Origin of the sequence: Pseudoclavibacter sp. RFBG4 (genome assembly GCF_002931515.1) — a bacterium.
Lineage (GTDB): Bacteria > Actinomycetota > Actinomycetes > Actinomycetales > Microbacteriaceae > Pseudoclavibacter.
The window spans coordinates 110,279-133,230 of record NZ_PSYC01000039.1; the positions used below are offsets into that span (position 1 = coordinate 110,279).

A 22,952-nucleotide genomic window follows, 5' to 3' on the forward strand; every position below is an offset into this window, starting at 1 on the left:
CGCAGGTGAGGCCCATCTGATCGCAGTTGCCGCGCCTACTTGGCGGCGCGCTTGGCGGCCCGCAGCTTCGAGACCTCGTACATCGTGATGCTCGTCGCGATGCCCGCGTTGAGGGATTCCGTCGCCCCGTCGATCGGGATGGAGACGATGGCGTCGCAGTGCTCGGTGACGAGCCTCGAGAGGCCCTTGCCCTCGCTGCCGACGACGACGAGGAGCGGAGAGGTCGCGAGCTCGAGCGACGGCAGCGAGACGTCGCCGTCGCCGTCGAGGCCGATGACGAAGACGCCGGCCTTCTTGTACGCCTTGATGGTGGCCGTCAGGTTCGAGGCCATGGCGACGGGCAGACGCGCTGCGGCGCCGGCAGACGTCTTCCACGCGGAGGCCGTCATGCCGACCGAGCGTCGCTGCGGCACGATGATGCCATCGCCGCCGAACGCCGCCACGGAACGCACGATGGCGCCGAGGTTGCGAGGGTCCGTGATGCCGTCGAGCGCGACGAACAGCGGGTTCCGGCGACGCTGGATGGCGCGGTCGAGCTCCTCCATCGGGTCGGCGTACGTGTACGCCGGCACCTTGATGATGACGCCCTGGTGCACCGCGTCGCGGCCCGCCATGCGGTCGAGCTCGGGACGCATGACCTCGAGGATCGGGATCTTGCGCTCGGTGGCGATCTTGAAGATCTCCTTCACGCGCTCATCCATCTCACCGCGCGCGGCGACATAGAGCGTCGTGGCGGGGATGCCGGCGCGCAGCGCTTCGACCACCGAGTTGCGGCCCGTCACGAGCTCCGTGCTGTCATCGGTCCGCGCCCGGCGCGGGGCGCCGCCCTCGCGCTGCGCCGGACGCGGCTTGGAGCCACCGCGAGCGGCTTCCAGGCGTTCCTTCGCGGCCTTGCGCTTGCCGGCCACGTGCCAGGAACGGTCCTCGGCGCGCGGCGTGTTGCCCCGGCCCTCGAGGGACTTGCGGCCGTTGCCGCCCGTGCCCTTCGTGGGGCCCTTCTTGCTGCGGTTGCCGCGCGAATTCGTGCTCATGCCTTCTCCAACGTCCAGAAGCTGCCGTTCGGCGAGTCTTCAATCTGCACGCCGGCTGCTGCCAGCGTGTCTCGAATCTGATCTGCGCGGGCGAAGTCCTTCGCACCGCGGGCCTGCTTGCGCTCCACGAGCAGGGAGTCGACGAGGGCTGCGAGGGCCGTGTCGCCAGCCGCATCCGCTCCCCCGCTCCACTGCTCAGCGCGTGGGTTGATGCCGAGGATGTCGAGCATCGAGGTGACCTCGCGTGCCGCTTGTGCCGCCGCATCCGCCGCGCCCGTGTCGAATGCCTGGTTGCCGGCGGTCACCGTCTCGTGCAGCGACGCTATCGCCTGCGGGACCGCGAAGTCGTCGTTCATCGCGGCGACGAACGCGTCGGGAAGGCCGTCGAGCGCCCCGGCGCCTACCGGCTCGGCGGGAATCGGGAGGCCGGCCCGCTCCGCGCGCTCGAGGAACGACTCGATGCGCGCGAACGACGCGGCCGCCTCCTCGAGCGAGGCCTCCCCGATCTCGATGGTCGAGCGGTAGTGCGCCGACCCGAGGAAGTAGCGGACCACGACGGGGCGAGCGGAGGACAGCAGGTCGAGCGCAGAGACGGTGTTGCCGATCGACTTCGACATCTTCTGCCCTGCCACCGAGACGAGGCCGTTGTGCACCCACGTGCGCGCGAACTCGAGGCCCGCGGCGCGCGACTGCGCCAGCTCGTTCTCATGGTGGGGGAAGCGGAGGTCACGGCCCCCGCCGTGGATGTCGAAGGTCGGCCCGAGGTATTTGGTCGACATCGCCGAGCACTCGATGTGCCAGCCCGGCCGGCCTGAGCCCCAGGGTGACGCCCAGGCGGCCGACTCCGGCTCACCTGGCTTGCGCCCCTTCCAGAGCGCGAAGTCGGCGGCACTGCGCTTGCCGCGGCTCGGCGCCTCGCCCTCGGCCATGTCCTCGGGGCGCTGGTGCGTGAGCTCGCCGTAGCTCGGCCAGCTGCCGGTGTCGAACCACACGTCGCCGCTCTCGTCGGCGGCCGGATACGCGTGGCCGCGCTCGATGAGCAGCGAGATGAGCTCCTGCATCTCGGGAATGGACCCCGTCGCGCGAGGCTCGTACGTGGGTGGGCGGATGCCGAGCGCCGCGTAGGCGGCGTTGAACTCGCGTTCCACGCGGTACGCGAGCGCCCACCACGGCTCGTCCGCTGTGGCTCCGGCAAGAGTCTTGTCGTCGATGTCGGTGACGTTGCGCACGAGCGTCACCCGAAGGCCGCTCGCCTCGAACCACGACCGGAACTGGTCGTAGACGAGCGCTGAACGCAGGTGACCAGCGTGGGGCGCTGACTGCACCGTCGGCCCGCAGACGTACATCGAGACCTCGCCTGGCACCATCGGCGTGAAGTCGCCGAGTGCTTGCGTCTGCGTGTCGTAGATGCGCTGGTTCACTGCACCAGCATACGCGTCAGGGCCGCGCGGACGAATGGATGTCCGCGCGGCCCTGACGGCGAAGCGCATGGTGTGCATCGAACGGCCCTCACGAGCCGGAGAACAAACCGGAGTGCTGATTAGGAAGCGAGGACCTTGTCGAGGACGTCGCCGGCCTTGTCCTCGTCGGTCTTCTCCGCGAGTGCGAGCTCCGAGACGAGGATCTGCCTGGCCTTCGCGAGCATTCGCTTCTCACCCGCAGACAGGCCCCGATCCTGGTCGCGTCGCCAGAGGTCGCGCACGACCTCCGACACCTTGATGACATCGCCGGAGGCGAGCTTCTCAAGATTCGACTTGTACCTGCGGGACCAGTTCGTCGGCTCCTCGGTGATGGGGGCGCGCAGCACCTCGAACACACGGTCGAGACCGTCCTGCCCGATGACGTCGCGTACTCCTACCAGGTCGACGTTGTCAGCAGGAACCTCGATGACGAGGTCTCCCTGTGCAACGTTCAACTTGAGGAACATCTTCTCTTCGCCCTTGATGACTCGGATCTTCACCTCTGAAATGGTGGCCGCGCCGTGATGGGGATAGACGACTGTCTCCCCGACCTCAAACTGCATAAATACAAGCCCCTTTCGGCACCTAAGAGTACCATGTCAAAACGGCTCATTCGAGGACTGGGGTGGTAGAGTCCGCCGCCGCGTCGTCCAGGAGGGGCACCTGGATCAGATAGGCTTCCTGCATCCTGTGAATTCGTGCGGCGACAGTCGCACGGTCCGAACCTGGAGGCTCCAGACGTGAAGATCCGCGCCGTCGCGTCCGTCACCCTTGCCGCCGCAGTCGCGGTTGGGCTTGCCGGCTGCAACTACATCTCCCCCCAGCGAACCACGACGCAGTACTCGGCGAGCGACGGCACGAACGCCAACGTCGGCGACCTCGAGGTCCGCAACGCCATCCTCATCACCGACACGCTGGTCGGCACCGATGTGACCGACCGAGCGAACCTCATCTTCTCGGTCGTCAACCACACGGGCAGCGCCGGCTCGCTGGACATCACGTACACGGGACTCATCAACGGCGTCGAGCAGGAGGTCGTCGTGACCGTTCCCGTCGACGCATCCGCGGGCGTCACGCAGGTGGGCTTCGGCGAGGGCGCGACCGTCCTCCTCGAAGGCATGGACTTCACCCCGGGCTCCACGCATGACGTCGACTTCACGGCGACCCTCGACGGGGTCCAGACCATGCAGGCGGTGACCGTTCCCGTCCTCGACGGCACGCTGCCGGAGTACTCGACGCTCGTACCCGGCCCCGCCCAGACCGAGCCGCCCGCGGCACCGCCGAGCATCGCACCCACGACGGCGCCCACCGAGGCACCGGAAGAAGGCGGCACGGCCTAGCCGACGCACGCAGACTGCCGAGAAGGGCGCATCCACTTCAGTGGATGCGCCCTTCTCGCGTGTTGCGCCGTCTGGGAGTCGCTCAGCCCTCGTAGCGGTAGCCGAGCCCGCGCACGGTCACGAGGCGCACGGGGGTCGACGGCTTCTCCTCGATGCGGCTGCGGATGCGCTTGATGTGCACGTCGAGCGTCTTGGTGTCACCGTAGTAGTCCGGCCCCCAGACGCGGTCGATGAGCTGCCCACGCGTGAGCACCCGGCCGGAGTTCCGCATCAGGTACTCGAGCAGCTCGTACTCCTTCAACGGCATCGGGGTCACCTTGCCCGAGACCTGCAGGGTGTGCCGGTCGAGGTCCATGCGCACCTCGCCGACCTCGATGATGCTGTCGTCCTCGCCCTCGTCCTCCTGCTCGTTGCGGCGGAGCACAGCGCGCACGCGGGCCAGCAGCTCGCGCGTCGAGTACGGCTTCGTGACGTAGTCGTCGGCACCCAGCTCGAGACCGACGACGATGTCGACCTCGCTGTCCTTGGCCGTGAGCATGATGATGGGCACCTTCGACGTGAGGCGGATCTGCTTGCACACCTCGGTCCCGGGCACGCCAGGGAGCATGAGGTCGAGGAGCACGAGGTCGGCACCATCACGGTCGAACAGGTCGAGGGCGTCGAGGCCCGTCTCGGCGACGGCGACCTCGTACCCCTCCCGTCCGAGGAGGAAGGAGAGCGGCTCATGCAGTGCGGATTCGTCTTCGACGAGGAGGATGCGGGTCACGGAGGCCATTGTGCATATCTTTCGTGAACATTGCGTGACGCGCCAAGGGCCGCGCCCGTTCGACGGCGCGCCGTCGGTCGGGGATGCCCGGCGCGCCTCAGGCTGAGCGGCGCTCGGTGAAGCGCTGCAGGTCGATCTCCGCGACGACGGAATCGGCGGAGGGAAGGCGAACCGTGAACGTCGATCCCTTGCCTGGCTGCGACCAGACGCGCACGTCACCGCCATGGTTCTCGGCCACGTGCCGCACGATGCTCAGGCCGAGGCCCGTCCCGCCGGTGCGTCGCGAACGGGCCTGGTCGACCCGGAAGAAGCGCTCGAAGATGCGCCCCTGGTCCTCCGGGGCGATGCCGATGCCCTGGTCCGAGATGGCGACCTCGACGGTGTCGTCGACGAGTCGTGTGCCGATCCCCACGCGCGAGTTCGGCGACGAGTACTGGACCGCGTTGGACACGAGGTTCGTGAAGCACATGAGGAGGTGAGCCCGCTCGCCGTAGACGAACGCATCCACGTCGTCGCCGAGCACGATGTCGACGCCGGCCACCTCGGCGGGCACACGCGACTGGTCGACGGCGAGGGAGAGGATCTCGTGGATCGAGATGAGCTCCGGGTCTGCGAGCGAGTCGCTCGACTGCAGCCTGGACAGCTCGATGAGCTCGTTGGTGATCGAGGCGAGGCGCAGGCTCTCCTTGCTGAGCCGACCCGTGAAGTACTTGACCTGCTCCACGTCACCCGCAGATTCTGCGATGGCCTCTGCGAGCAGCGTGACCGCGCCGATGGGCGTCTTGAGCTCGTGACTCACATTGGCCACGAAGTCTCGGCGCACGCTCTCGACGCGGAGCGCCTCCGTGCGATCCTCCGCGAGCACCAGGAAGAACCGCGTCGAGAGGGGCGCCGCACGCACCCTCACGTGGATCTCCGAGCGCCCGAAGGGCCCACGGGCGATCTCCAGGTCCTTGGTGACCGCCTCGCCCTGACGTCTCGCCTCATCCACGACGGCCCCGACACGCTCGTCGAGGCGCCCGCCGGCACGGACGAGCCCCTTCGACGTGGCTCCAGGGGAGGACTGGTAGACGTTCCTGGACGGGTCGGTGACGATCACGATCGAGTCGAGGGCGCCGAGCAGATGCTCGATGCCCTCGGGGAGGCGGGGGGAGAATGCAGCTCTTGCCTTTGCCTGCCGTACCGAGGCGACGTGGAGCAGCCAGACAAAACCTGCACCCAAGAGGAAGCCGAGTACGATCGCAAGGACCACTGCGACGGACGAGTCCATGTGCCCAGCATATGGGCCAGCGGACTCGACACCCGTCGTACACGAGTCGGTTACCTTGGCTCCGTAGAATCGCCCGTGAGAGCAGAGTCACTCCCAGAGGGACTGGGCGACCGGTCTGCCCAGAAACGCGGGCAGCGGCACATCGCCCGTTGCCACGAAACAAGAGGATAAACATGCGCGAAGTTTTCCAGCAGGAACTCGCTGAGGTCAGCAACGGCCTCGTGGAGATCGCCCGCCACGTCGAGTCCGCCATGCAGCGCGCCGCCGTTGCGTTCACCACCTCCGATGTCGCCCTCGCCGAGCAGGTCATCTCCGACGATGCCCGCATCGACGAGCTCGCCATCGCCCTCGATGAGCACACCATCGAGATCATCGCCCGCCAGTCACCCGTCGCCCGCGACCTGCGCCTCGTCGTGAGCGCGCTGCGCATCAGCTCCTCGCTCGAGCGCATGGGCGACCTCGCGGCGCACATCGCGGCGCTCGCTCGCTACCGCTTCCCCGGTGGCGTCGGTCCGAACACGCTTCGTCCGGTGTTCGCCGAGATGAGCCGCCTCGACGTGGCCGTCGCCCGTCAGCTCGTCGCCCTGCTCGACGCGGGCAATGACGAGGAGACCAACCGCATCGCCGACGAGATCAAGGCGAGCGACACGCAGATCGACGATCTGCACCGCAGCACGTTCGACGCGCTCCTGTCCGACGACATCCAGGCGCAGAGCGTCGAGGTCGTCGACGCGACGCTCGCGAGCCGCTACTTCGAGCGCTTCGCCGACCACGCGGTCTCGATCGCCCAGAAGGTGCAGTACCTGACCAGCGGCGAGTGGATGCAGGAGAAGGAGCCCTCCACTCCGGTCGCCCCGGTCACCCCCGGCGTCTAGGCGTCTCGGGTCCTCAGGTTCGGGCGTGACAGCACGGGGTTGGAAAACGGCCCAGCTCTGAGCAGCAGCAGAACGGCGGATGCTCCAGGAGATTCTCCTGGAGCACCCGCCGTTCTGCTGTGCAGCGAGGCCCGGTGCTACTTGCCCTGCGACGCGACCGCGGCAGCTCCTGCGGCTGCTGCCTCGGGGTCGAGGTACTCGCCCTTGCCGAGGACTTCGTGCGTCTCGGGGTCGAAACGGTAGACGAGGGGCATGCCGGTCGGGATGTTCACGGCGGCGATATCGTCGTCGCTGATGCCCTCGAGGTGCTTCACGAGCGCACGCAGGCTGTTGCCGTGGGCGGCCACCATGACGGTGCCGCGCTTGACGAGCGTCGGCAGCACCTCCTCTTCCCAGTACGGGAGGAAGCGCACGAGGACGTCCTTCAGGCACTCGGTGCGGGGCAGCTCATCGCCGAGGTCCGCGTAGCGCTCGTCGTGGGCCTGCGAGAACTCGCTGCTGTCGTCGAGGGCGGGCGGCGGCGTGTCGTACGAGCGGCGCCACTCCATGAACTGCTCCTCGCCGTACTGGTCGCGGACCTGGGCCTTGTCCTTGCCCTGCAGGTCGCCGTAGTGGCGCTCGTTGAGGCGCCACGTGCGCTCGACGTCGATCCAGCCGCGGCCGGCTTCCTTCAGCGCGAGGTTCGCGGTGTCGATCGCGCGCGTGAGCAGCGACGTGTAGAGCACGTTGGGCTTGAGGCCGGACTCGCGGATGAGGCGGCCCGCGCGGGCACCCTCTTCGCGGCCCTGCTCGGTGAGCTCAACATCCACCCAGCCGGTAAAGAGGTTCTTCTCGTTCCATTCGCTCTGTCCGTGACGGACCAGGATGAGGGTCAGCGCTTCAGTCATGGTCCAAGCGTACCGAGTGGGGGTGGCCCGCGTGCGACGGCGAGAAGACGGAAGCTGAAATAGTCTCGTCGCATGCCATTGGGTCGACTCACACGCGGAACGACGGGAACGAACCGCCTGCGGAGAGTCGACCGCTGGATCGCAGCGCACCCCGCGCTGCGGTCCGCCCAGCGCCCGCTTGTCGTCGACCTGGGCTACGGGGCGAGCGGTGCGACGGCATTCGAGCTCGCGGGTCGCCTCCGAGGGGCCGCGCCCGAGGTGCGAGTGCACGGCCTCGAGATCGACCCGGGGCGCGTGGCGCTCGCCAGAGCGCAGCTCGGCGATCGGCCAGAGCTCGCGGGCCGCGTGAGCTTCGCCGTCGGTGGCTTCGAGGTGCCGACTCCCGGCGGCGAGCAGCCGAGTGTCATCCGAGCCATGAACGTGCTGCGACAGTACGACGAGTCGGAAGTCGCCGAGGCCTGGGCCCGGATGACCGGTCGACTCGCGCCGCGCGGTCTGCTCGTCGAGGGAACGTGCAACGAGGTCGGGCGCGTTTCGTCCTGGATCGGCGTCGACGCGGCGGGGCCTCGGACGTTCACGGTCTCGCTGCACACCGCGAGCCTCGAGTCCCCGCTCGTGGTGGCCGAGCGGCTGCCGAAGGCCCTCATCCACCGCAACGTGCCTGGCGAAGGCGTGCACGAGTACCTGAAGGCACTCGACGACGCCTGGCAGCGGGAGGCCCCACGACAGACGTTCGGCGCGAGGCAGCGCTTCATCGCCGTGTGCGAGCGGATGCGCGCAGCCGGCTGGCCGCTCGTCGACTCGCGGAAGCGCTGGCGCCTCGGCGAGATCACGGTGTCGTGGGACGCCGTCGCCCCCGCCTCCGGCGCGCTCTCACCCTCGTAGTCCGCGCGTCGGGGGCCACAACACGGCGAGCAAAGTCTCGCGCGGCGGCTAGTGGACCTCGGGGAGAGCCGTGCGAGCGGCCTCCGCCTCCATGCCGCTCGCGATGAGCAGGTCGACGACGAGGGGCCTGCACTGCATGAGCAGCACCGAGTCGCCGAGCTGCGCTCCATGCAGGTGCTCCGGCTCCAGCCTGGCCGCCGCGATGAGCAGCGTCTGGCGCGACTGGTGGAGCATCGCGTCGTCGTCGAGACCGAGCTGCAGCTCGAGCATCCCCGACTGGATGTCGCCGAGGAGATCGGCGAGTTCCTCGCGGTGGCGACCATCCCACGACAGCGACCAGGCACGCCGCGCGACCACCCGGAGGTTGCGCGTGGCGAGGTCGATGCTCGTGCGCAGCTCCGCCATCCGCTCGACCCTCCCGCGATGGTGGCGCATGAACGGCGAGATCCTGGCGATGGATGCGGCGCTCTCGAGCTCGGTCGACCAGGCGTCGAGCGTGGCCTGCGTCATGCGCAGCTCCTCGAGCGCGGCGAGCCCCGCATCGCTGTCTCCCCTGCGCAGGGCCTGCGAGATGTCGCCGAGCGCCTGCGCGAGCGCGCCGATGAGCCCCTTCGCCTCGTTCTTCGCGAGCGCCGACGCGTTGCGCGGGATGAGCGCGGTCGCCGCGATGGCCACCGCTCCCCCGATGACCGCGTCGAGAAGGCGCGAGTACTCGCCGACGCCCTGGACCGGGATGAGCTGCACCAGCGACGCCTGCACGGCGGCGCCGATCGCGAACCCGGGGCTCGGGTGCACGAGCCGCGCGAGCAGGAGCACAACCGCGAGGACGACGGTCACCTGCCACACGCCACGCCCGAAGAGCAGGAGCGAGAGGTTGGAGAGCAGCACCCCGAACGTGATGCCGAGGGCGGTGTCGAAGACACGACGGGGGCGCGCGTCGCGCTGCAGGCCGAGGCTCGTGATCGCGACCGTCACGGCGAGGAACGGGATGGGATGCCCGAGCCCCCAGTGCGCGATCGCGTAGGCGGCGAAGGCCGCCGCCGTGATCTGCAGCACCGCCGGAAGCGAGGCCCGCAGACGGGCGAACGCGGCCCCGACGCCAGCCGCCGGAGCCGACACGTCTACTGCCCGCGACGCTCGAGGCGCGGCAGGCGCGGCACGTCTGCCGCGCGGCCAGCCGTCGGCGACACGATCGTCGTCGCGCTCGCCGAGACCTGCTGCCCGTCGGCGAGCTCCACGACAAGCGAGGCGTCTTCCGCGAGCGAGCGCTTCACGAGCGCCAACGCGATGGGGCCGTCCTCGTGATGGATCGCGACCGAGCTGATGCGTCCGACCGTCTGCGCCTTGTCGTCGCCCTCGACCGAAAGCGTGCTGCCGGCCACGGGCAGCTCGCCGAGCGAGCCGTCGAGGTCGAGGAGGACGATCCTGCGCGGCGGACGACCGAGGAAGTGGACCTTCGCGACGGTCTCCTGCCCGCGGTAGCAGCCCTTCTCGAGGTGGACGGCACTGCGGAGCCAGTCGAACTCGTGCGGGATCGCCCTCGAGTCGACCTCAGCCCCCAGGCGGGGACGGAGCGCCGCGATACGGAGCGCCTCGAACGCGTGCATGCCTGCGACGGGCAGCTCGCCCGCCAGTGCGCGGTCGACGAGCCCCTGCAGGCTCGCGCGCTCGAGGACATGCAGCTTCACCGGGAAGTCGGCTCCGGGGTGCGCGTCGACCGCGCCGTCGGCGGGGATGACCGGGAACTGCGAGTAGCTCCAGCCGTGTGCGGGAGGAGCGGCCCACGGGTCGTTCCAGACGAGCGGCGTGCCGTTGGGGGCCGCCGCACCGAGGTCGAGCTGCCCGAGCGTCGCGACGACCGCGAACTGGTCCGTGACCTCGGCGACCTGCACGTCGAGGAGGAACCGCATCCGGTTCAGCCAGGCGGCGAACACGGGGGCCGACTCGCGCTCGGTGATGAGCCAGGTCGCCGTGCCGTCGTCGAGCACGGCAGCGCCGTGCTCGATGTGCCCCTGGATGTCGAGGAGCAGCGTCTCAGCGCTCTGCCCGGGCTCGAGGGTCGTGAGGCGCTGCGAGGTGAGCGAGTCGAGCCAGGTGAGCCGGTCGGCGCCCGTGAGGCGGATGACGCCGAGGTGCGAGGCATCCACGATGGAGCGGCCCGCTGCGAGCTCACGCTGGTCGGCCGTCACCTGCCCGTAGTGCCAGGCGACACCCGCGTCGATGCCGACGCCCTCCACCGCGCCGGGGAGCGCGAGGAAGGGCGAATGGTACGGCTGAGGCTCGTCGGCAGCCGACGAAGGAGCGGTCGAGACGGGCTGCTCAGTCAAGCTTGGCCAGCTTCGCCGACGCGTGGGTCGCGAGCTCCTGGCCGAGGGCGGCGATGTCCCAGGCCCACAGCAGCTCCCCCGCCACGTAGCCGTACATGCGGGTGGACGCGGTGAACTCCTTCGCGCCGGGCGCGAGCAGGACTTCCTCGGTCTTCAGGTCGATTCGCGGCCCGCGCGCGCTGCCGCTGTAGCGCTCGAGGAGTCCGGTCGGGTGCACGATGGAGACCTCGAGCGGGAACGCCTGCTCGTCGTCGCGGAGCCCCTCGACGCCGTCCGCATCGGTGATGGTGGCGGGGGCCGTCGGGGGAAGATAGCCGGGACCGACATCGCCGTCGTCCCTCGTGCGCGCCAGACGCCAGAATCCGGTCTCGCCCGTGAGCGGCACCTGCACGGGTTCGTCGCCCGTGCCATCCTCGAGCCACAGCTGCGCGGAGTAGTTGAGGTAGGGAAGGCCGTCGTGGCTGAAGCTCACGCGCTGGCGGAAGGCCTGCTCGCGGACTTCCTCACCCACCTTGTACTCGATGTGGCCAGTGCCCTCCCACACGCCGAGCAGCCAGGAGAGCGGCACGATCTCGGGAGGGAGGTCAGTTGGGATGTCGTACACCATCGGGGGTTTCCTCTCGATCCAGCAGCTGCGGCGCCCTGCGGGGGCTGGCTAGTTCTGACCCTTGAAGAGGTTCTTCAGCACAACCACGGAGACGAAGCTGATGGCGATGAGCGCGAGCACCAGCAAGCCGGTGAAGATGATTTCGATAACAAGCACGGTGTCCATGCCGTCCATCCTAGCCATTGCGGCCGCGCGCGAAGGGCGGCGCGGCTCAGCTGTGACTCGGTGTTCCGACCACCGCGTCGCCGCCGAGCAGCGCGAAGCCGAGCGAGGCGACGCCGAGCACGACCAGGGCGCCGACCAGGCTGAGACTCATCCGCATGATGAACCCGTCGCTCTCCTGCAGGCGCAGCTGCAGGAGGCAGGTCAGGCAGATGAGCGTGAGCATGAGGATGCTCACCCAGACCAGGTGCCGCGAGGGATCCGCGAGGATCGCAACGCCGAACACTCCGACCACTGCAGCCAGCCAGACGATGCCGATGCTCACTCGTTCGCGGGTCATTGCCCCATTGTGCACGCTGGAGCTGTCCCGAGGGTGCGTAGACTAGCCAGCGAGTCCGACCAAACATCGAGGAGGCCACATTTGGCAGACGTCCTCTTGTTCAGCGCCGGCGGCGTCGAGCACGCTCTCCCTTCCCTCACGCTTCTGGCGCACCGCGTCCGGGTGCTCCCACCGACCGCGTCAGCCCTCGCATCCGCTCCCCAGGCCGACGCGAACATCATCGACGGCACGAGCGACCTCCCGAGCGCGAAGCGCCTGTGCGGCGTGCTCAACACGATCGAGTCGTCCGTTCCCGTGCTGCTCGCCATCACGGAAGGCGGCCTCCCCGCCATCTCCTCCGATTGGGGCATCGGCGACGTCATCCTGCGAACGGCCGGCCCGGCCGAGGTGGATGCGCGCATCCGCCTCCTCCGCCCCCAGGCGGCGGTCGAGGAGCCGAGCGGCACGATCGCCATCGGCCCTCTGACGATCGACGAGCACAGCTACACGGCCAGGTATCGAGGGCGCACCCTCGACCTGACGTTCAAGGAGTTCGAGCTGCTGCGGTATCTCGCCTCGCACCCCGACCACGTGTTCACGCGTGAGCGGCTGCTGAGCGAGGTGTGGGGCTACGACTACTTCGGCGGCACACGCACGGTCGACGTGCACGTGCGACGACTGCGCGCCAAGCTCGGCGATCAGGAGAGCGTCATCGGCACGGTCCGCAACGTCGGCTACCGGCTCCTGCGCAACGGCGAAGCGGCACGGGACGAGCCGGTCCCCACCGGCGGGTCATCGCTCGACGAAGCCACCACCCCCTAGGAGCACCGATGCCCGATCTCTCCACTGCCGCGTCGGCTGCGCCTCGAAGTGCGGAGGTCCGCGAACTCGCAGACGCCGCAACCGCGGCTGACGGCGTCGCCCCGTTCAACGAGGACACGCTGCTGTCGCTCGGTGAGCGGCGCCTGACGGCCATCGACGATTCCGGCAGGCTCATCGCCGCGGCCCTCACGCGGGACCTCGACGACGGAACCGTCGAGGGAGAGCTCGTCGTGCACCCGGAGCACCGGCGGCGAGGCCTGGGTGGCGAGCTCTTCGACGCCGTCGCCGCTGAGGGGTCGGCCGCGCCGGTCTTCTGGGCCCACGGCAACCTGGCGGGCGCCTCCGGGCTCGCCGCCTCCCGTGGCCTCGACGCCGTGCGCACGCTCCTGAAGCTCGGTCGCCCCCTCACCGCGGCGGACTCCGAAACGCCGCCGACCCCTGAGGGATACTCGATCTCGCCCTTCACTCCAGCCGACGCCGACGACTTCCTGGCACTGAACGCCACCGTCTTCCGCAGCCACCCGGAGCAGGGCGCACTCGACTCCCCCGGCCTCCAGGCGCGGCAGTCGACCGAATGGTTCGACGCCGACGACTTCCTCCTGCTGCGCGACGCCGGCGGCACGCTCCTCGGCTACAACTGGCTCAAGCGCGAAGGCGATGAGGTCGAGATCTACGTCGTCGGCGTCGCCCCCCAGGCCGCCGGCCGCGGGCTCGGCCGCGCACTCATGCAGGCAGGCCTCGAGCGGATGCACTCGACAGGTGCCAAGCGCACCTCCCTCTACGTCGAAGGCGACAACGACGCCGCCCTCTCCCTCTACCGCTCTCTCGGCTACGAGCAGCTCTCGATCGACGTGCAGTACCGACGCACCCGTTCATGATCCGTTCGCGTGACTCTGCTGATCTTCACCGGCAGGAACCCCCGATTCCTGCAGGACAGGGACGAGCTCCCGCGAGACTCGGACGACAAGACGCCGTTCCTCTCCGCACACCTGGAAGGATGACCGCATGACTATCGAACTCCGCGCCCCCGAGGCCGGTTCAGACTCGCAGGAGATGCCGCGCAGCCGCTTCGTCGACCGCGAGCTGAGCTGGCTCGCGTTCAACCAGCGTGTGCTCGAACTCGGCGAGGACCCCTCGACGCCCCTCCTGGAGCGTGCGAACTTCCTCGCCATCTTCTCGTCGAACCTCGACGAGTTCTTCATGGTGCGAGTCGCGGGCCTCAAGCGCCGCATCGCGACCGGCCTCGCCGTCCCGACCCCCGCGGGAGTTCCGCCGCAGGAGGCGCTCGACACGATCCGCTCGAAGGCCTACGAGCTGCAGAAGCGGCACGCCGCGATCTTCAACGGCAGCGTGCGCCCGGAGCTCGCCGACCAGGGCATCCACATCGTCAGCTGGGACGAGCTCTCCGACGCCGAGCGCGTCGAGCTCGGCGACCTCTTCGACGAGCAGATCTTCCCCGTGCTGATGCCGCTCGCCGTCGACCCCGTGCACCCGTTCCCCTACATCTCGGGACTCTCCCTCAACATCTCCGTGCGGGTCTACAACCCCCGCAGCGAGAAGGAGGAGTTCGCCCGCCTCAAGGTGCCCCCCGTGCTGCCGCGCTTCTACCCGCTGCAGTCCGACCACGGCAAGGCCCGCTTCATCCTGCTCGAGGACCTCATCGCCCAGCACCTCGGGCACGTCTTCCCCGGCATGAAGATCCTCGACCACCACGCGTTCCGCCTCACCCGCAACGAGGACATGACGATCGAGGAGGACGAGACCGAGAACCTCCTGCAGGCCCTCGAGAAGGAGCTCCTGCGCCGCCGCTTCGGCCCGCCCATCCGCCTCGAGGTCTCCAACGACATGGACGACGAGACCCTCGAGCTGCTCATGACGGAGCTCGACATCACCCACAACGAGGTGTACGTGCTCCCCGGCCCCCTCGACCTCGGCGGCCTCTTCGCGCTCGGGGCGATCAACCGGCCCGACCTCAAGTACCGGACGCACGTGCCCGTCACCGCAGCCGCCTTCCGGACGTCCGAGAGCGACGAGAAGGCCGACATGTTCGGCGCCATCGCCCGCCGAGACGTGCTCGTGCAGCACCCGTACGAGGCGTTCTCGACGAGCGTGCAGGCGTTCCTCGAGGTCGCCGCCGCCGACCCGAACGTGCTCGCCATCAAGCAGACCCTGTACCGCACCTCCGGCGACAGCCCCATCGTCAACGCCCTCATCAAGGCCGCGGAATCGGGCAAGCAGGTGCTGGTCCTCGTCGAGATCAAGGCGCGCTTCGACGAGCAGAACAACATCGTCTGGGCTCGCAAGCTCGAGAAAGCCGGGGTGCACGTCGTCTACGGCACCGTCGGACTCAAGACCCACTGCAAGCTGCTGCAGGTCATCCGCAAGGAAGACAACGAGCTCAAGATGTACAACCACATCGGCACTGGCAACTACAACCCGAAGACGAGCCGCATCTACGAGGACCTCGGGCTCTTCACGTGCAACGAGAAGATCTCCCGCGACATCACGCGCCTCTTCAACCAGCTCTCCGGCTACGCCATCGAGCGCAAGTTCACGCGCCTCCTCGTCGCCCCCATGCACCTCCGCCCCGGCCTCCTCAACCTCATCGACAAGGAGCGCAAGAACGCGCTCGACGGCAAGCCGAGCCGCATCCGCATCAAGGTCAACTCCATGGTCGACGAGGAGATCATCGACGCGCTCTACCGCGCCAGCCAGGCTGGCGTTCCCGTCGACATCTGGGTGCGCGGCATCTGCGGCCTCCGCCCCGGCGTCCCCGGCCTCAGCGAGACCATCCGAGTGCGCTCCGTCGTCGGGCGCTACCTCGAGCACTCCCGCATCTTCTGCTTCGCGAACGACGGCGACGAGCGCGTGTTCATCGGCTCTGCCGACATGATGCACCGCAACCTCGACCGCCGCATCGAAGCGCTCGTGCGCATCACCGACGAGAACCACGCGGCCGACATCGGCGGCATGTTCGACCTCGCGATGGCCGACACCACCGCGACCTGGCACCTCGGCTCCGACGCCGAGTGGATCCGCCACGCCAGGGACGAGAACGGCGACCGGCTCACCGACCTGCACGACGAGATGATGCGACGCATCAGCAAGCGTCGCAGGCCGACGACGCTGGCCTAGCCGCATGACGATCGACATCCCTGCCGCCTCGCGCACCGTCTACGCGGCAGGCGCTGTGCTGTGGCACGAAGACATCGCCGACGACAAGCTCAAGGTGCTCATCATCCACCGCGGGCGGCACGGCGACTACTCCCTCCCCAAGGGCAAGGTCGACCCCGGAGAGACGCTGCCGGAGACGGCCGCCCGAGAGGTGGAAGAGGAGACCGGCTACCGGGCGACCCTCGGCGCACCCCTCGGGTACGTCGAGTACGTCATGCCGAACGGCAGGCCCAAGGAGGTGCACTACTGGACCGCCGAGGTCGACGACGCCACGTACGAAGGGCATGTATTCGAGCCGAACGACGAGGTCGACGGCATCGACTGGGTATCGCTCAAGAAGGCCAAGAAGCTCCTCAGCTACGACCGAGACCGCGAAGTGCTCGAGATCTTCGCCGACCGGTACCGGCGCGGGCTGCACCGCACCTTCGCGATCCTCGTGCTCCGCCACGCGACGGCCGTGCCCCCGCAGTCGTGGCCGGGCGACGACGACTCGCGCCCCATCACGGCCCGAGGACTCGAGCAGGCAGAGACGGTCGTCCCCATCCTCCGCTCGTTCGGCCCGGAAGCGGTCATCACCTCGAATGCCGTGCGCTGTCGCTCGACCGTGGCCCCCATCAGCTCGCTCCTCGACCTGACCCCCCAGGTCGAGCGCAGCATCGCCCAGGGCTCGTACACGAAGGACGAGGAAGAGCTCGACGAGGTGGTGCGCAAGCTCATCTCGAGACGACGCAGCACGGTCATCTGCAGCCACTCACCCGTCATGCCCGCCATCATCCGCTCCATCGCCCTGCACACGGCGACGCGCCCGAGCTCCCTCGCGCGCCACGCGATGCTGTCGACCGGCGAGTGCTCCGTCATCCACGTGCCCGTCAACCACCCGCGAGCGGGCGTCGTGGCGGCGGAGACGCACGGGCCGATCACCTGAGCCGCTGCCGCGGTTGCGAGCCCTCGCACCCGCCGCCGTTCACCTGCGCGTCACGTCGCGTCCACTTCTCGTCCATACTGATTCAGGCCCTAGTTCGATCCCGGTCGACCCGGGCTCGCCTGACCCCTGATGGCAGAAGGATCTCGATGCACCACTCCCGAGCACTCGCCGCCCTGGCGCTCCTCGCAACCACCGCCCTCGCGACCAGCGGATGCGCGCTCAACGAGATCTCGGTCAGCAAGGATCCGCGGTCGCAGCACCTGGACGGCGTGCTGAGCGCATCCGGTGCGTCATCGCAGGGCGTCGCGCAGACGGCCTGGATCGCGGGCTTCTACCCCATCGAGCCGGATGTGCGCGTCAACTACGCGGGCGGCGGCTCCGGCGCGGGTCGCTCCGACTTCCAGAACGGCACCTCGGCCTTCATCGGCTCGGACCGCGCGTTCGACATCGACGAGATCGAGGAAGGCCCGTTTCGCGCCTGCGCGGACGGCAGCGACCTCGTCGAGATCCCCGCCTACATCTCGCCCATCGCCGTCGCGTTCGCGCTCGAGGGAGTCGACGAGCTACGACTCGACGCGGCGGCCATCGCCGGCATCTTCTCCGGCGACATCGACTCGTGGGATGCGCCGGAGATCGCGGCCCTCAACCCGGACACGGCCCTCCCCGCGCTCGCCATCACGCCAGTGCACCGTTCCGACAAGTCGGGCACGACCGGCAACTTCACGGCATACCTCGACGAGGCAGCCGGCGACGCCTGGAGCTACGGCGAGGTCGACGAGTGGCCCGTGAACAGCGGCGAGGCCGCCCAGGAGAGCGCAGGCATGCAGCAAGCCCTGCGCGCCAACGGCACGATCGGCTACATGGATGCGTCCGCCGCCGAAGGGCTCACGACCGCCTCCGTCGAGACAGGCGGCGAGTTCGTGCCGTTCTCGCCAGAAGCGGCCGCAGCGGTCGTCGACAACTCCACCATCGAAGCGGGACGCGCTCCGACCGACCTCGCGTTCGAACTGAACCGAACGACGCCGGGCGTCTACCCGATCGTGCTCGTCTCGTACCTCATCGGCTGCGCCGAGTACGCCGACAGCTCAGTCGGCACCAACGCCAAGGCCTACTTCAGCTTCGTCGTGAGCGAGGAGGGCCAGTCAGCCTCGGCAGAGGCCGCGGGCTCCGCCCCCATCTCTGACGCCCTGCGGACCCAGATCGAGCCCGCCCTGGAGCAGATGAAGTAAGCGGGAGCGGCAAGAAATCTGCGCGCATTCCCAGCCCGTTCACCCCCCGTTCACTTTCCCCGCCCCTCCTCGTCACCCTTCGCGCATAGCGTCACCGACGGATCGCAACTGATCCCAAGGAATGTCACCTGTCCCCGAAGGGAAACTCCATGAAGTTCACGCGAGTAGGCGCATCGGTCGCCATGGCCGCAATCGCCGCACTCACGCTTGCGGCTTGCGCCAGCAACGAGCCAACCGCAGCAGAGCCGGGAACCGCAGTTGAAGGTGAAGCGCAGCTCACGGGCACCCTCGCCGCGTCCGGCGCATCGTCGCAGGGCACCGCACAGACCTCCTGGATCGCCGGCTTCGCCGCCGTCCAGCCGAACATCCAGATCAACTACGCCGGCGGCGGCTCCGGCGCCGGCCGCACCGACTTCACGAACGGCACCTCGGCCTTCATCGGCTCCGACCGCGCCTTCAAGATGGAAGAGATCGAGGCAGGCGGCTTCGGCAACTGCGTCGACGGCACCGACCTCGTCGAGATCCCCGCCTACATCTCCCCCATCGCCGTCGCGTTCAACGTCGAGGGCGTCGACTCGCTCAACCTCGACCCCGCGACCCTCGCCAAGATCTTCAAGGGCGAGATCACCAACTGGAACGCCCCCGAGATCGCCGCGCTCAACGCCGGCGTCACGTTCCCCGACCTCGCCATCACGCCGGTCCACCGCTCCGACACGTCCGGCACGACGGGCAACTTCACGTCGTACCTCGTCGAAGCAGCCCCCGACGTGTGGACCTTCGAGGACAGCGACGACTGGCCCATCTCGGGCGGCGAAGGCGCCCAGGAGACCCCCGGTGTCCAGCAGGCACTGACCTCCGGCAACGGCACCATCGGCTACCTCGACGCATCCGCCGCCGGTGACCTCAGCACGGCAGCGATCCAGACGGGCTCCGAGTTCGTCGAGCTCTCCCCCGAGGCGGCAGCCGCCGTCGTCGACAACTCCACGCTGGAGGAAGGCCGCGCCGCGACCGACCTCTCGTTCGAGCTCGACCGCTCCGCCGAAGGCGTCTACCCGATCGTCCTCGTGTCCTACCTCATCGGCTGCGCCGAGTACACCGACCCCACCGTCGGTGCCAACGTCAAGGCCTACTTCGACTACGTGATCAGCCCTGAGGCACAGGATGCGGCCGCCGAGAACGCGGGCTCCGCGCCCATCTCGGACGACCTCCGCGCCCAGGCCCAGGCCGCGGTCGACGCCATCAAGTAGTCCGCGAGCGCCGAAGATCCGTTTCAGCCCGGTGCCGTGCTGTGAAAGCATGGCACCGGGCGATTCGGCTCTCATCAGCCGCTCGCCTCGTTCCACCCAATTGACTTAGGGAAACCCTCAGCAGATGACTGCAGAACTCGCCCCAGACGCGGGCACAACGGTGAAGGCGAAGTCGCGCCCGGGCGACCGCGTCTTCAGCTTCCTCTCGACGTTCTCCGGATCGCTCATCCTCGCGATCCTCGCCGCCGTGTTCTTCTTCCTGCTCTTCCAAGGGCTCCCAGCTTTCTTCCCCGATGCGGCCGAGAACAGCCACTTCGTCGCCGGAGCGACCAACCTCGCCGAGCCGGAAGCCGAAGGCAACTTCTTCTGGTACGTGCTGCCGCTCATCTTCGGAACGCTCTGGGCCTCGCTGCTCGCGCTCCTCATGGCCGTGCCGGTCGCCATCGGCGTCGCGCTCTTCATCACGCACTACGCTTCGCGCAAGCTCGCCGCACCCCTCGGCTACGTCATCGACCTCCTCGCCGCCGTCCCCTCGGTCGTCTTCGGCCTCTGGGGTGCAACCGTGCTCGGCCCGTTCGTGCAGCCGTTCTACGTGTGGCTCAACGAGAACCTCTCCTGGCTCCCCTTCTTCCAAGGCCAGGTGTCGGCCACGGGCCGCACCATCCTGACCGCCGCCATCGTGCTCGCCGTCATGGTGCTCCCCATCGTCACCGCCCTCACCCGCGAGGTCTTCCTCCAGACGCCGCGACTCCACGAAGAGGCATCGCTCGCCCTCGGCGCAACACGCTGGGAGATGATCAAGATGGCCGTCCTGCCCTTCGCACGCGGCGGCATGGTCTCCTCCATCATGCTCGGCCTCGGCCGCGCCCTCGGAGAGACCATGGCCGTCGCCATGGTCCTCTCCGCGACCGGCGTGATCACCTTCCAGCTGACGTCGAACACCAACCCGTCGACGATCGCCGCCAACATCGCCCTCTCCTTCCCGGAAGCGTCGAACCTCGACATCAACGTGCTCATCGCATCCGGTCTCGTGCTCTTCGCCATCACCCTCCTCGTGAACTCCCTCGCACGATGGATCGTGAGCCGCCGCAAGGAATTCTCAGGAGCCAACTGATGACGTCAACATTGCAGAAACCAGCCCAGAACCAGACGTCTCCCGAGATGATCAACCCGCTCACGCACGGCCGCCTCCCCAAGTGGGGCCCGTACGCGATCCTCGTCGGCGGCTTCGCGCTCTCGGCCGTGATCACCCTGCTCCTCGCGGCAGGCGGCGGCGAGTTCAACTGGACCGGCTTCGCCGTCCTCGGCGCGATCTTCTACATCGCCGGCCAGTGGATCATCGCCCGCATCATCGAGGGCCCCCGCCAGGCCACGAACCGCTTCGTCACCTCGCTCGTCACGGCCGCGTTCGTGCTCGCTCTCGTGCCGCTGCTCTCCCTGCTCTTCACCCTCGTCGCGAACGGCCTCGCCCGCTTCGACATGACCTTCTTCACCTCCTCGATGGTCGGCGTCGTGACGGAAGGCGGCGGAGGCATCCACGCCATCGTCGGAACCCTCCTCATCACCCTCGTCGCGACCCTCATCTCGGTGCCGATCGGGCTCTTCACCTCGATCTACCTCGTCGAATACGGCAAGGGACGCCTCTCCAAGGCCATCAACTTCTTTGTGGATGTCATGACCGGCGTCCCGTCGATCGTCGCCGGCCTGTTCGCCTACACGATGATCATGCTCATCCTGCAGACGCTCGGCATCCCGCTCACCAACGTGCGCACCGGACTCGCGGGCTCCATCGCCCTCACCGTGCTCATGATCCCCACCGTCGTGCGCTCCTCGGAAGAGATGATCCGCCTCGTCCCGAACGAGCTCCGCGAAGCCTCATACGCGCTCGGCGTGCCGAAGTGGCTCACGATCTCCAAGGTCGTGCTCCCCACCGCACTCGCCGGCATCACGACAGGCGTCATGCTCGCTATCTCCCGCGTCATCGGAGAGAGCGCGCCGCTGCTCATCGCCGCCGGCTTCAACATCTACATGAACTACAACATGACGCAGGGCGCCATGATGAGCCTCCCCGTCTTCGTCTACCGCTCCTACACGCAGCAGGTCGGAGCCGGTGCCGAGAACATGCTCAACCTCGCCTGGACAGGCGCACTTGTCCTCCTCATCATCGTCATGCTGCTCAACCTCGTCGCACGCATGATCACCAAGCTCTTCGCCCCCAAGGGCTAACCGGTCAGACTGACCAGGCCGACCAGCCAGGAAGTTAGGGAAACACAGTGTCCAAGCGCATCGAAGTCAACGACCTCAACGTCTACTACGACAAGTTCAAGGCCGTCGAAGACGTCTCCATGGTCATCGAGCCCCGCAGCGTCACCGCCTTCATCGGCCCATCCGGCTGCGGCAAGTCGACGTTCCTCCGCACGCTCAACCGCATGCACGAGGTCATCCCGAAGGCGTGGGTCGACGGTGAGGTCCTCATCGACGGCAACAACCTCTACGGCCCCGGCGTCGACCCCGTCCTCGTTCGTCGCCAGGTCGGCATGGTCTTCCAGCGCCCGAACCCGTTCCCGACGATGTCGATCCGCGAGAACGTGCTCGCCGGCGTGAAGCTCAACAACACGAAGATCTCCAAGAGCGACGCCGACGCCCTCGTCGAGAAGTCGCTGCAGGGAGCCAACCTGTGGAAGGAGGTCAAGGACCGCCTCGACCTTCCCGGCTCCGGCCTCTCCGGCGGACAGCAGCAGCGTCTCTGCATCGCCCGCGCCATCGCCGTCTCCCCCGACGTGCTGCTCATGGACGAGCCATGCTCGGCCCTCGACCCGATCTCGACGCTCGCCATCGAGGACCTCATCGAGGACCTCAAGACGGAGTACACGATCGTCATCGTGACCCACAACATGCAGCAGGCATCGCGCGTCTCCGACAAGACGGCGTTCTTCAACATCGCCGGCACCGGGATGCCGGGCAAGCTCATCGAGTACGACACGACGAAGACGATCTTCGAGAACCCGTCCGTCCAGGCGACGGAGGACTACGTGTCAGGCCGCTTCGGCTAGACCCGCACTCCCCCGATCCACGACTGCGGCCCCGGCGTTCATCGCCGGGGCCGCAGTCGTCGTTCGCGCCCGTGCCGCCCTCCCACCCGACTCGGGATGGAGAAGTCCCTTTGGGTTCGAGATGTTCCCAGCACGAAGTGACTTTTCCATCCCGAGCAACAACGAATCACCGAAGACAACCAGGGAAAACCCGCCCAGCCGAGACGCCGGCATCCGGTTCCGTGAGTTCACCCGGCCTACCGGGCCACCTCTCGAGAACTCGGGCTGGAGAAGTCCCTCTGGGTTGGAGAAGTTTCCAGCACGAAGTGACTTTTCCATCCCGAGCAACAACGAATCACCGAAGACAACCAGGGAAAACCCCGCCCAGCGAGCCACGTCACCGCGCCGCGAGGCCGACCTGGACGCCAGACCGCCGCCCAGCCGAGACGCCGGCATCCGGTTCCGTGAGTTCACCCCGGCCACCGGGCCACCGGGCCGACTACTCGGGATGGAGAAATCCCTCTGGGTTGGAGAAGTTTCCAGCACGAAGTGCCTTTTCCATCCCGAGCAACAACGAATCACCGAAGACAACCA

General features: G+C 68.1%; 22 protein-coding genes. 12 read left to right on the forward strand and 10 right to left on the reverse strand.

What is annotated here, in order from left to right:
* Positions 1-35 precede the first annotated feature (35 nt).
* The 3 genes from rlmB to C5E10_RS15110 form a co-directional block, all read right to left on the reverse strand.
* Positions 36-1,031: a 23S rRNA (guanosine(2251)-2'-O)-methyltransferase RlmB gene (gene rlmB / locus C5E10_RS15100; protein ID WP_104332325.1), complete on the reverse strand. Its 996-nt coding sequence runs from the start codon at positions 1,029-1,031 to the stop codon at positions 36-38.
* Positions 1,028-2,452: a cysteine--tRNA ligase gene (gene cysS / locus C5E10_RS15105; RefSeq protein WP_104332341.1), complete on the reverse strand. Its 1,425-nt coding sequence runs from the start codon at positions 2,450-2,452 to the stop codon at positions 1,028-1,030. Before cysS ends, rlmB begins: the two co-directional genes overlap by 4 nt.
* A gap of 119 nt (positions 2,453-2,571) precedes the next feature.
* The gene (locus tag C5E10_RS15110) at positions 2,572-3,054 is read right to left on the reverse strand and encodes a CarD family transcriptional regulator (protein ID WP_104332326.1); all 483 of its coding nucleotides are present in this window, start codon (positions 3,052-3,054) and stop codon (positions 2,572-2,574) included.
* Positions 3,055-3,231: 177 nt separating this feature from the next.
* Here C5E10_RS15110 and C5E10_RS15115 point away from each other — a divergent pair, with 177 nt between their 5' ends.
* Positions 3,232-3,831 (forward strand): DNA modification methylase, encoded by a 600-nt coding sequence (locus C5E10_RS15115; RefSeq protein ID WP_104332327.1) that lies wholly within the window; start codon positions 3,232-3,234, stop codon positions 3,829-3,831.
* 82 nt (positions 3,832-3,913) lie between these two features.
* On the opposite strand, the gene C5E10_RS15120 is transcribed toward C5E10_RS15115, so the two are convergent.
* Both C5E10_RS15120 and C5E10_RS15125 read right to left on the reverse strand, forming a co-directional pair.
* Positions 3,914-4,597, reverse strand: coding sequence for a response regulator transcription factor (locus C5E10_RS15120; RefSeq protein ID WP_068479999.1), 684 nt, complete (start codon positions 4,595-4,597; stop codon positions 3,914-3,916).
* A gap of 97 nt (positions 4,598-4,694) precedes the next feature.
* A complete protein-coding gene (locus C5E10_RS15125; RefSeq protein ID WP_104332328.1) occupies positions 4,695-5,867 on the reverse strand; it encodes a cell wall metabolism sensor histidine kinase WalK in 1,173 nt (390 codons plus the stop codon).
* Between the two features lie 173 nt (positions 5,868-6,040).
* On the opposite strand from C5E10_RS15125, the gene phoU reads away from it, so the two are divergent.
* A complete protein-coding gene (gene phoU, locus C5E10_RS15130; RefSeq protein WP_104332329.1) occupies positions 6,041-6,742 on the forward strand; it encodes a phosphate signaling complex protein PhoU in 702 nt (233 codons plus the stop codon).
* A 137-nt stretch (positions 6,743-6,879) separates the two neighbouring features.
* Here phoU and C5E10_RS15135 read toward each other — a convergent pair whose 3' ends face one another.
* Entirely contained in the window at positions 6,880-7,629 is a 750-nt protein-coding gene (locus C5E10_RS15135) for a phosphoglyceromutase (RefSeq protein WP_104241936.1), read from the reverse strand.
* A gap of 72 nt (positions 7,630-7,701) precedes the next feature.
* On the opposite strand from C5E10_RS15135, the gene C5E10_RS15140 reads away from it, so the two are divergent.
* A complete protein-coding gene (locus C5E10_RS15140) occupies positions 7,702-8,514 on the forward strand; it encodes a class I SAM-dependent methyltransferase (RefSeq protein ID WP_104332330.1) in 813 nt (270 codons plus the stop codon).
* A 48-nt stretch (positions 8,515-8,562) separates the two neighbouring features.
* On the opposite strand, the gene C5E10_RS15145 is transcribed toward C5E10_RS15140, so the two are convergent.
* From C5E10_RS15145 to C5E10_RS19455, 4 genes are all read right to left on the reverse strand, one after another.
* The gene (locus C5E10_RS15145; protein WP_104241939.1) at positions 8,563-9,633 is read right to left on the reverse strand and encodes an FUSC family protein; all 1,071 of its coding nucleotides are present in this window, start codon (positions 9,631-9,633) and stop codon (positions 8,563-8,565) included.
* A 2-nt stretch (positions 9,634-9,635) separates the two neighbouring features.
* A complete protein-coding gene (locus C5E10_RS15150) occupies positions 9,636-10,841 on the reverse strand; it encodes a folate-binding protein YgfZ (RefSeq protein ID WP_104332331.1) in 1,206 nt (401 codons plus the stop codon).
* Positions 10,834-11,445, reverse strand: coding sequence for an FABP family protein (locus tag C5E10_RS15155; RefSeq protein WP_104332342.1), 612 nt, complete (start codon positions 11,443-11,445; stop codon positions 10,834-10,836). Before C5E10_RS15155 ends, C5E10_RS15150 begins: the two co-directional genes overlap by 8 nt.
* 214 nt (positions 11,446-11,659) lie before the next feature.
* Positions 11,660-11,950: a hypothetical protein gene (locus C5E10_RS19455; RefSeq protein WP_258071161.1), complete on the reverse strand. Its 291-nt coding sequence runs from the start codon at positions 11,948-11,950 to the stop codon at positions 11,660-11,662.
* Between the two features lie 81 nt (positions 11,951-12,031).
* Between C5E10_RS19455 and C5E10_RS19460 the strand changes: the two genes are divergently transcribed.
* From C5E10_RS19460 to pstB, 9 genes are all read left to right on the forward strand, one after another.
* Entirely contained in the window at positions 12,032-12,751 is a 720-nt protein-coding gene (locus C5E10_RS19460) for a winged helix family transcriptional regulator (protein ID WP_258071162.1), read from the forward strand.
* An 8-nt stretch (positions 12,752-12,759) separates the two neighbouring features.
* A complete protein-coding gene (gene mshD, locus C5E10_RS15165; protein WP_104332333.1) occupies positions 12,760-13,629 on the forward strand; it encodes a mycothiol synthase in 870 nt (289 codons plus the stop codon).
* Positions 13,630-13,756: 127 nt separating this feature from the next.
* Complete coding sequence (locus C5E10_RS15170; RefSeq protein WP_258071163.1) at positions 13,757-15,886, forward strand: RNA degradosome polyphosphate kinase; 2,130 nt, start codon at positions 13,757-13,759, stop codon at positions 15,884-15,886.
* Positions 15,887-15,890: 4 nt separating this feature from the next.
* Positions 15,891-16,850, forward strand: a complete 960-nt coding sequence (locus C5E10_RS15175) for an NUDIX hydrolase (protein ID WP_104332334.1) — start codon at positions 15,891-15,893, stop codon at positions 16,848-16,850.
* Positions 16,851-16,996: 146 nt separating this feature from the next.
* Positions 16,997-18,079 carry a phosphate ABC transporter substrate-binding protein PstS gene (locus C5E10_RS15180; protein WP_104332335.1) on the forward strand — a complete coding sequence of 361 codons (1,083 nt, stop codon included), beginning with the start codon at positions 16,997-16,999 and terminating at the stop codon, positions 18,077-18,079.
* Between the two features lie 149 nt (positions 18,080-18,228).
* Positions 18,229-19,326 (forward strand): phosphate ABC transporter substrate-binding protein PstS, encoded by a 1,098-nt coding sequence (locus tag C5E10_RS15185; protein ID WP_104332336.1) that lies wholly within the window; start codon positions 18,229-18,231, stop codon positions 19,324-19,326.
* A 124-nt stretch (positions 19,327-19,450) separates the two neighbouring features.
* Positions 19,451-20,440 carry a phosphate ABC transporter permease subunit PstC gene (pstC, locus tag C5E10_RS15190; RefSeq protein ID WP_104332337.1) on the forward strand — a complete coding sequence of 330 codons (990 nt, stop codon included), beginning with the start codon at positions 19,451-19,453 and terminating at the stop codon, positions 20,438-20,440.
* Positions 20,440-21,552 (forward strand): phosphate ABC transporter permease PstA, encoded by a 1,113-nt coding sequence (gene pstA / locus C5E10_RS15195; protein WP_104241955.1) that lies wholly within the window; start codon positions 20,440-20,442, stop codon positions 21,550-21,552. The genes pstC and pstA overlap by 1 nt, the downstream gene beginning before the upstream one ends.
* A gap of 47 nt (positions 21,553-21,599) precedes the next feature.
* Entirely contained in the window at positions 21,600-22,379 is a 780-nt protein-coding gene (gene pstB, locus C5E10_RS15200) for a phosphate ABC transporter ATP-binding protein PstB (RefSeq protein ID WP_104241957.1), read from the forward strand.
* The last annotated feature ends 573 nt before the right edge of the window (positions 22,380-22,952 follow it).

What these genes read in the sequence shown, in the direction of transcription:
- rlmB (WP_104332325.1), bottom strand. Translation starts at nt 1,031, where the DNA reads ATGAGCACGAATTCGCGCGGCAACCGCAGCAAGAAGGGCCCCACGAAG.
- pstC (WP_104332337.1), top strand. Translation starts at nt 19,451, where the DNA reads ATGACTGCAGAACTCGCCCCAGACGCGGGCACAACGGTGAAGGCGAAG.
- C5E10_RS15185 (WP_104332336.1), top strand. Translation starts at nt 18,229, where the DNA reads ATGAAGTTCACGCGAGTAGGCGCATCGGTCGCCATGGCCGCAATCGCC.
- C5E10_RS19455 (WP_258071161.1), bottom strand. Translation starts at nt 11,950, where the DNA reads ATGACCCGCGAACGAGTGAGCATCGGCATCGTCTGGCTGGCTGCAGTG.
- C5E10_RS15135 (WP_104241936.1), bottom strand. Translation starts at nt 7,629, where the DNA reads ATGACTGAAGCGCTGACCCTCATCCTGGTCCGTCACGGACAGAGCGAA.
- mshD (WP_104332333.1), top strand. Translation starts at nt 12,760, where the DNA reads ATGCCCGATCTCTCCACTGCCGCGTCGGCTGCGCCTCGAAGTGCGGAG.
- C5E10_RS15180 (WP_104332335.1), top strand. Translation starts at nt 16,997, where the DNA reads ATGCACCACTCCCGAGCACTCGCCGCCCTGGCGCTCCTCGCAACCACC.
- C5E10_RS15110 (WP_104332326.1), bottom strand. Translation starts at nt 3,054, where the DNA reads ATGCAGTTTGAGGTCGGGGAGACAGTCGTCTATCCCCATCACGGCGCG.
- phoU (WP_104332329.1), top strand. Translation starts at nt 6,041, where the DNA reads ATGCGCGAAGTTTTCCAGCAGGAACTCGCTGAGGTCAGCAACGGCCTC.
- C5E10_RS15175 (WP_104332334.1), top strand. Translation starts at nt 15,891, where the DNA reads ATGACGATCGACATCCCTGCCGCCTCGCGCACCGTCTACGCGGCAGGC.
- pstA (WP_104241955.1), top strand. Translation starts at nt 20,440, where the DNA reads ATGACGTCAACATTGCAGAAACCAGCCCAGAACCAGACGTCTCCCGAG.
- C5E10_RS15140 (WP_104332330.1), top strand. Translation starts at nt 7,702, where the DNA reads ATGCCATTGGGTCGACTCACACGCGGAACGACGGGAACGAACCGCCTG.
- C5E10_RS15125 (WP_104332328.1), bottom strand. Translation starts at nt 5,867, where the DNA reads ATGGACTCGTCCGTCGCAGTGGTCCTTGCGATCGTACTCGGCTTCCTC.
- C5E10_RS15170 (WP_258071163.1), top strand. Translation starts at nt 13,757, where the DNA reads ATGACTATCGAACTCCGCGCCCCCGAGGCCGGTTCAGACTCGCAGGAG.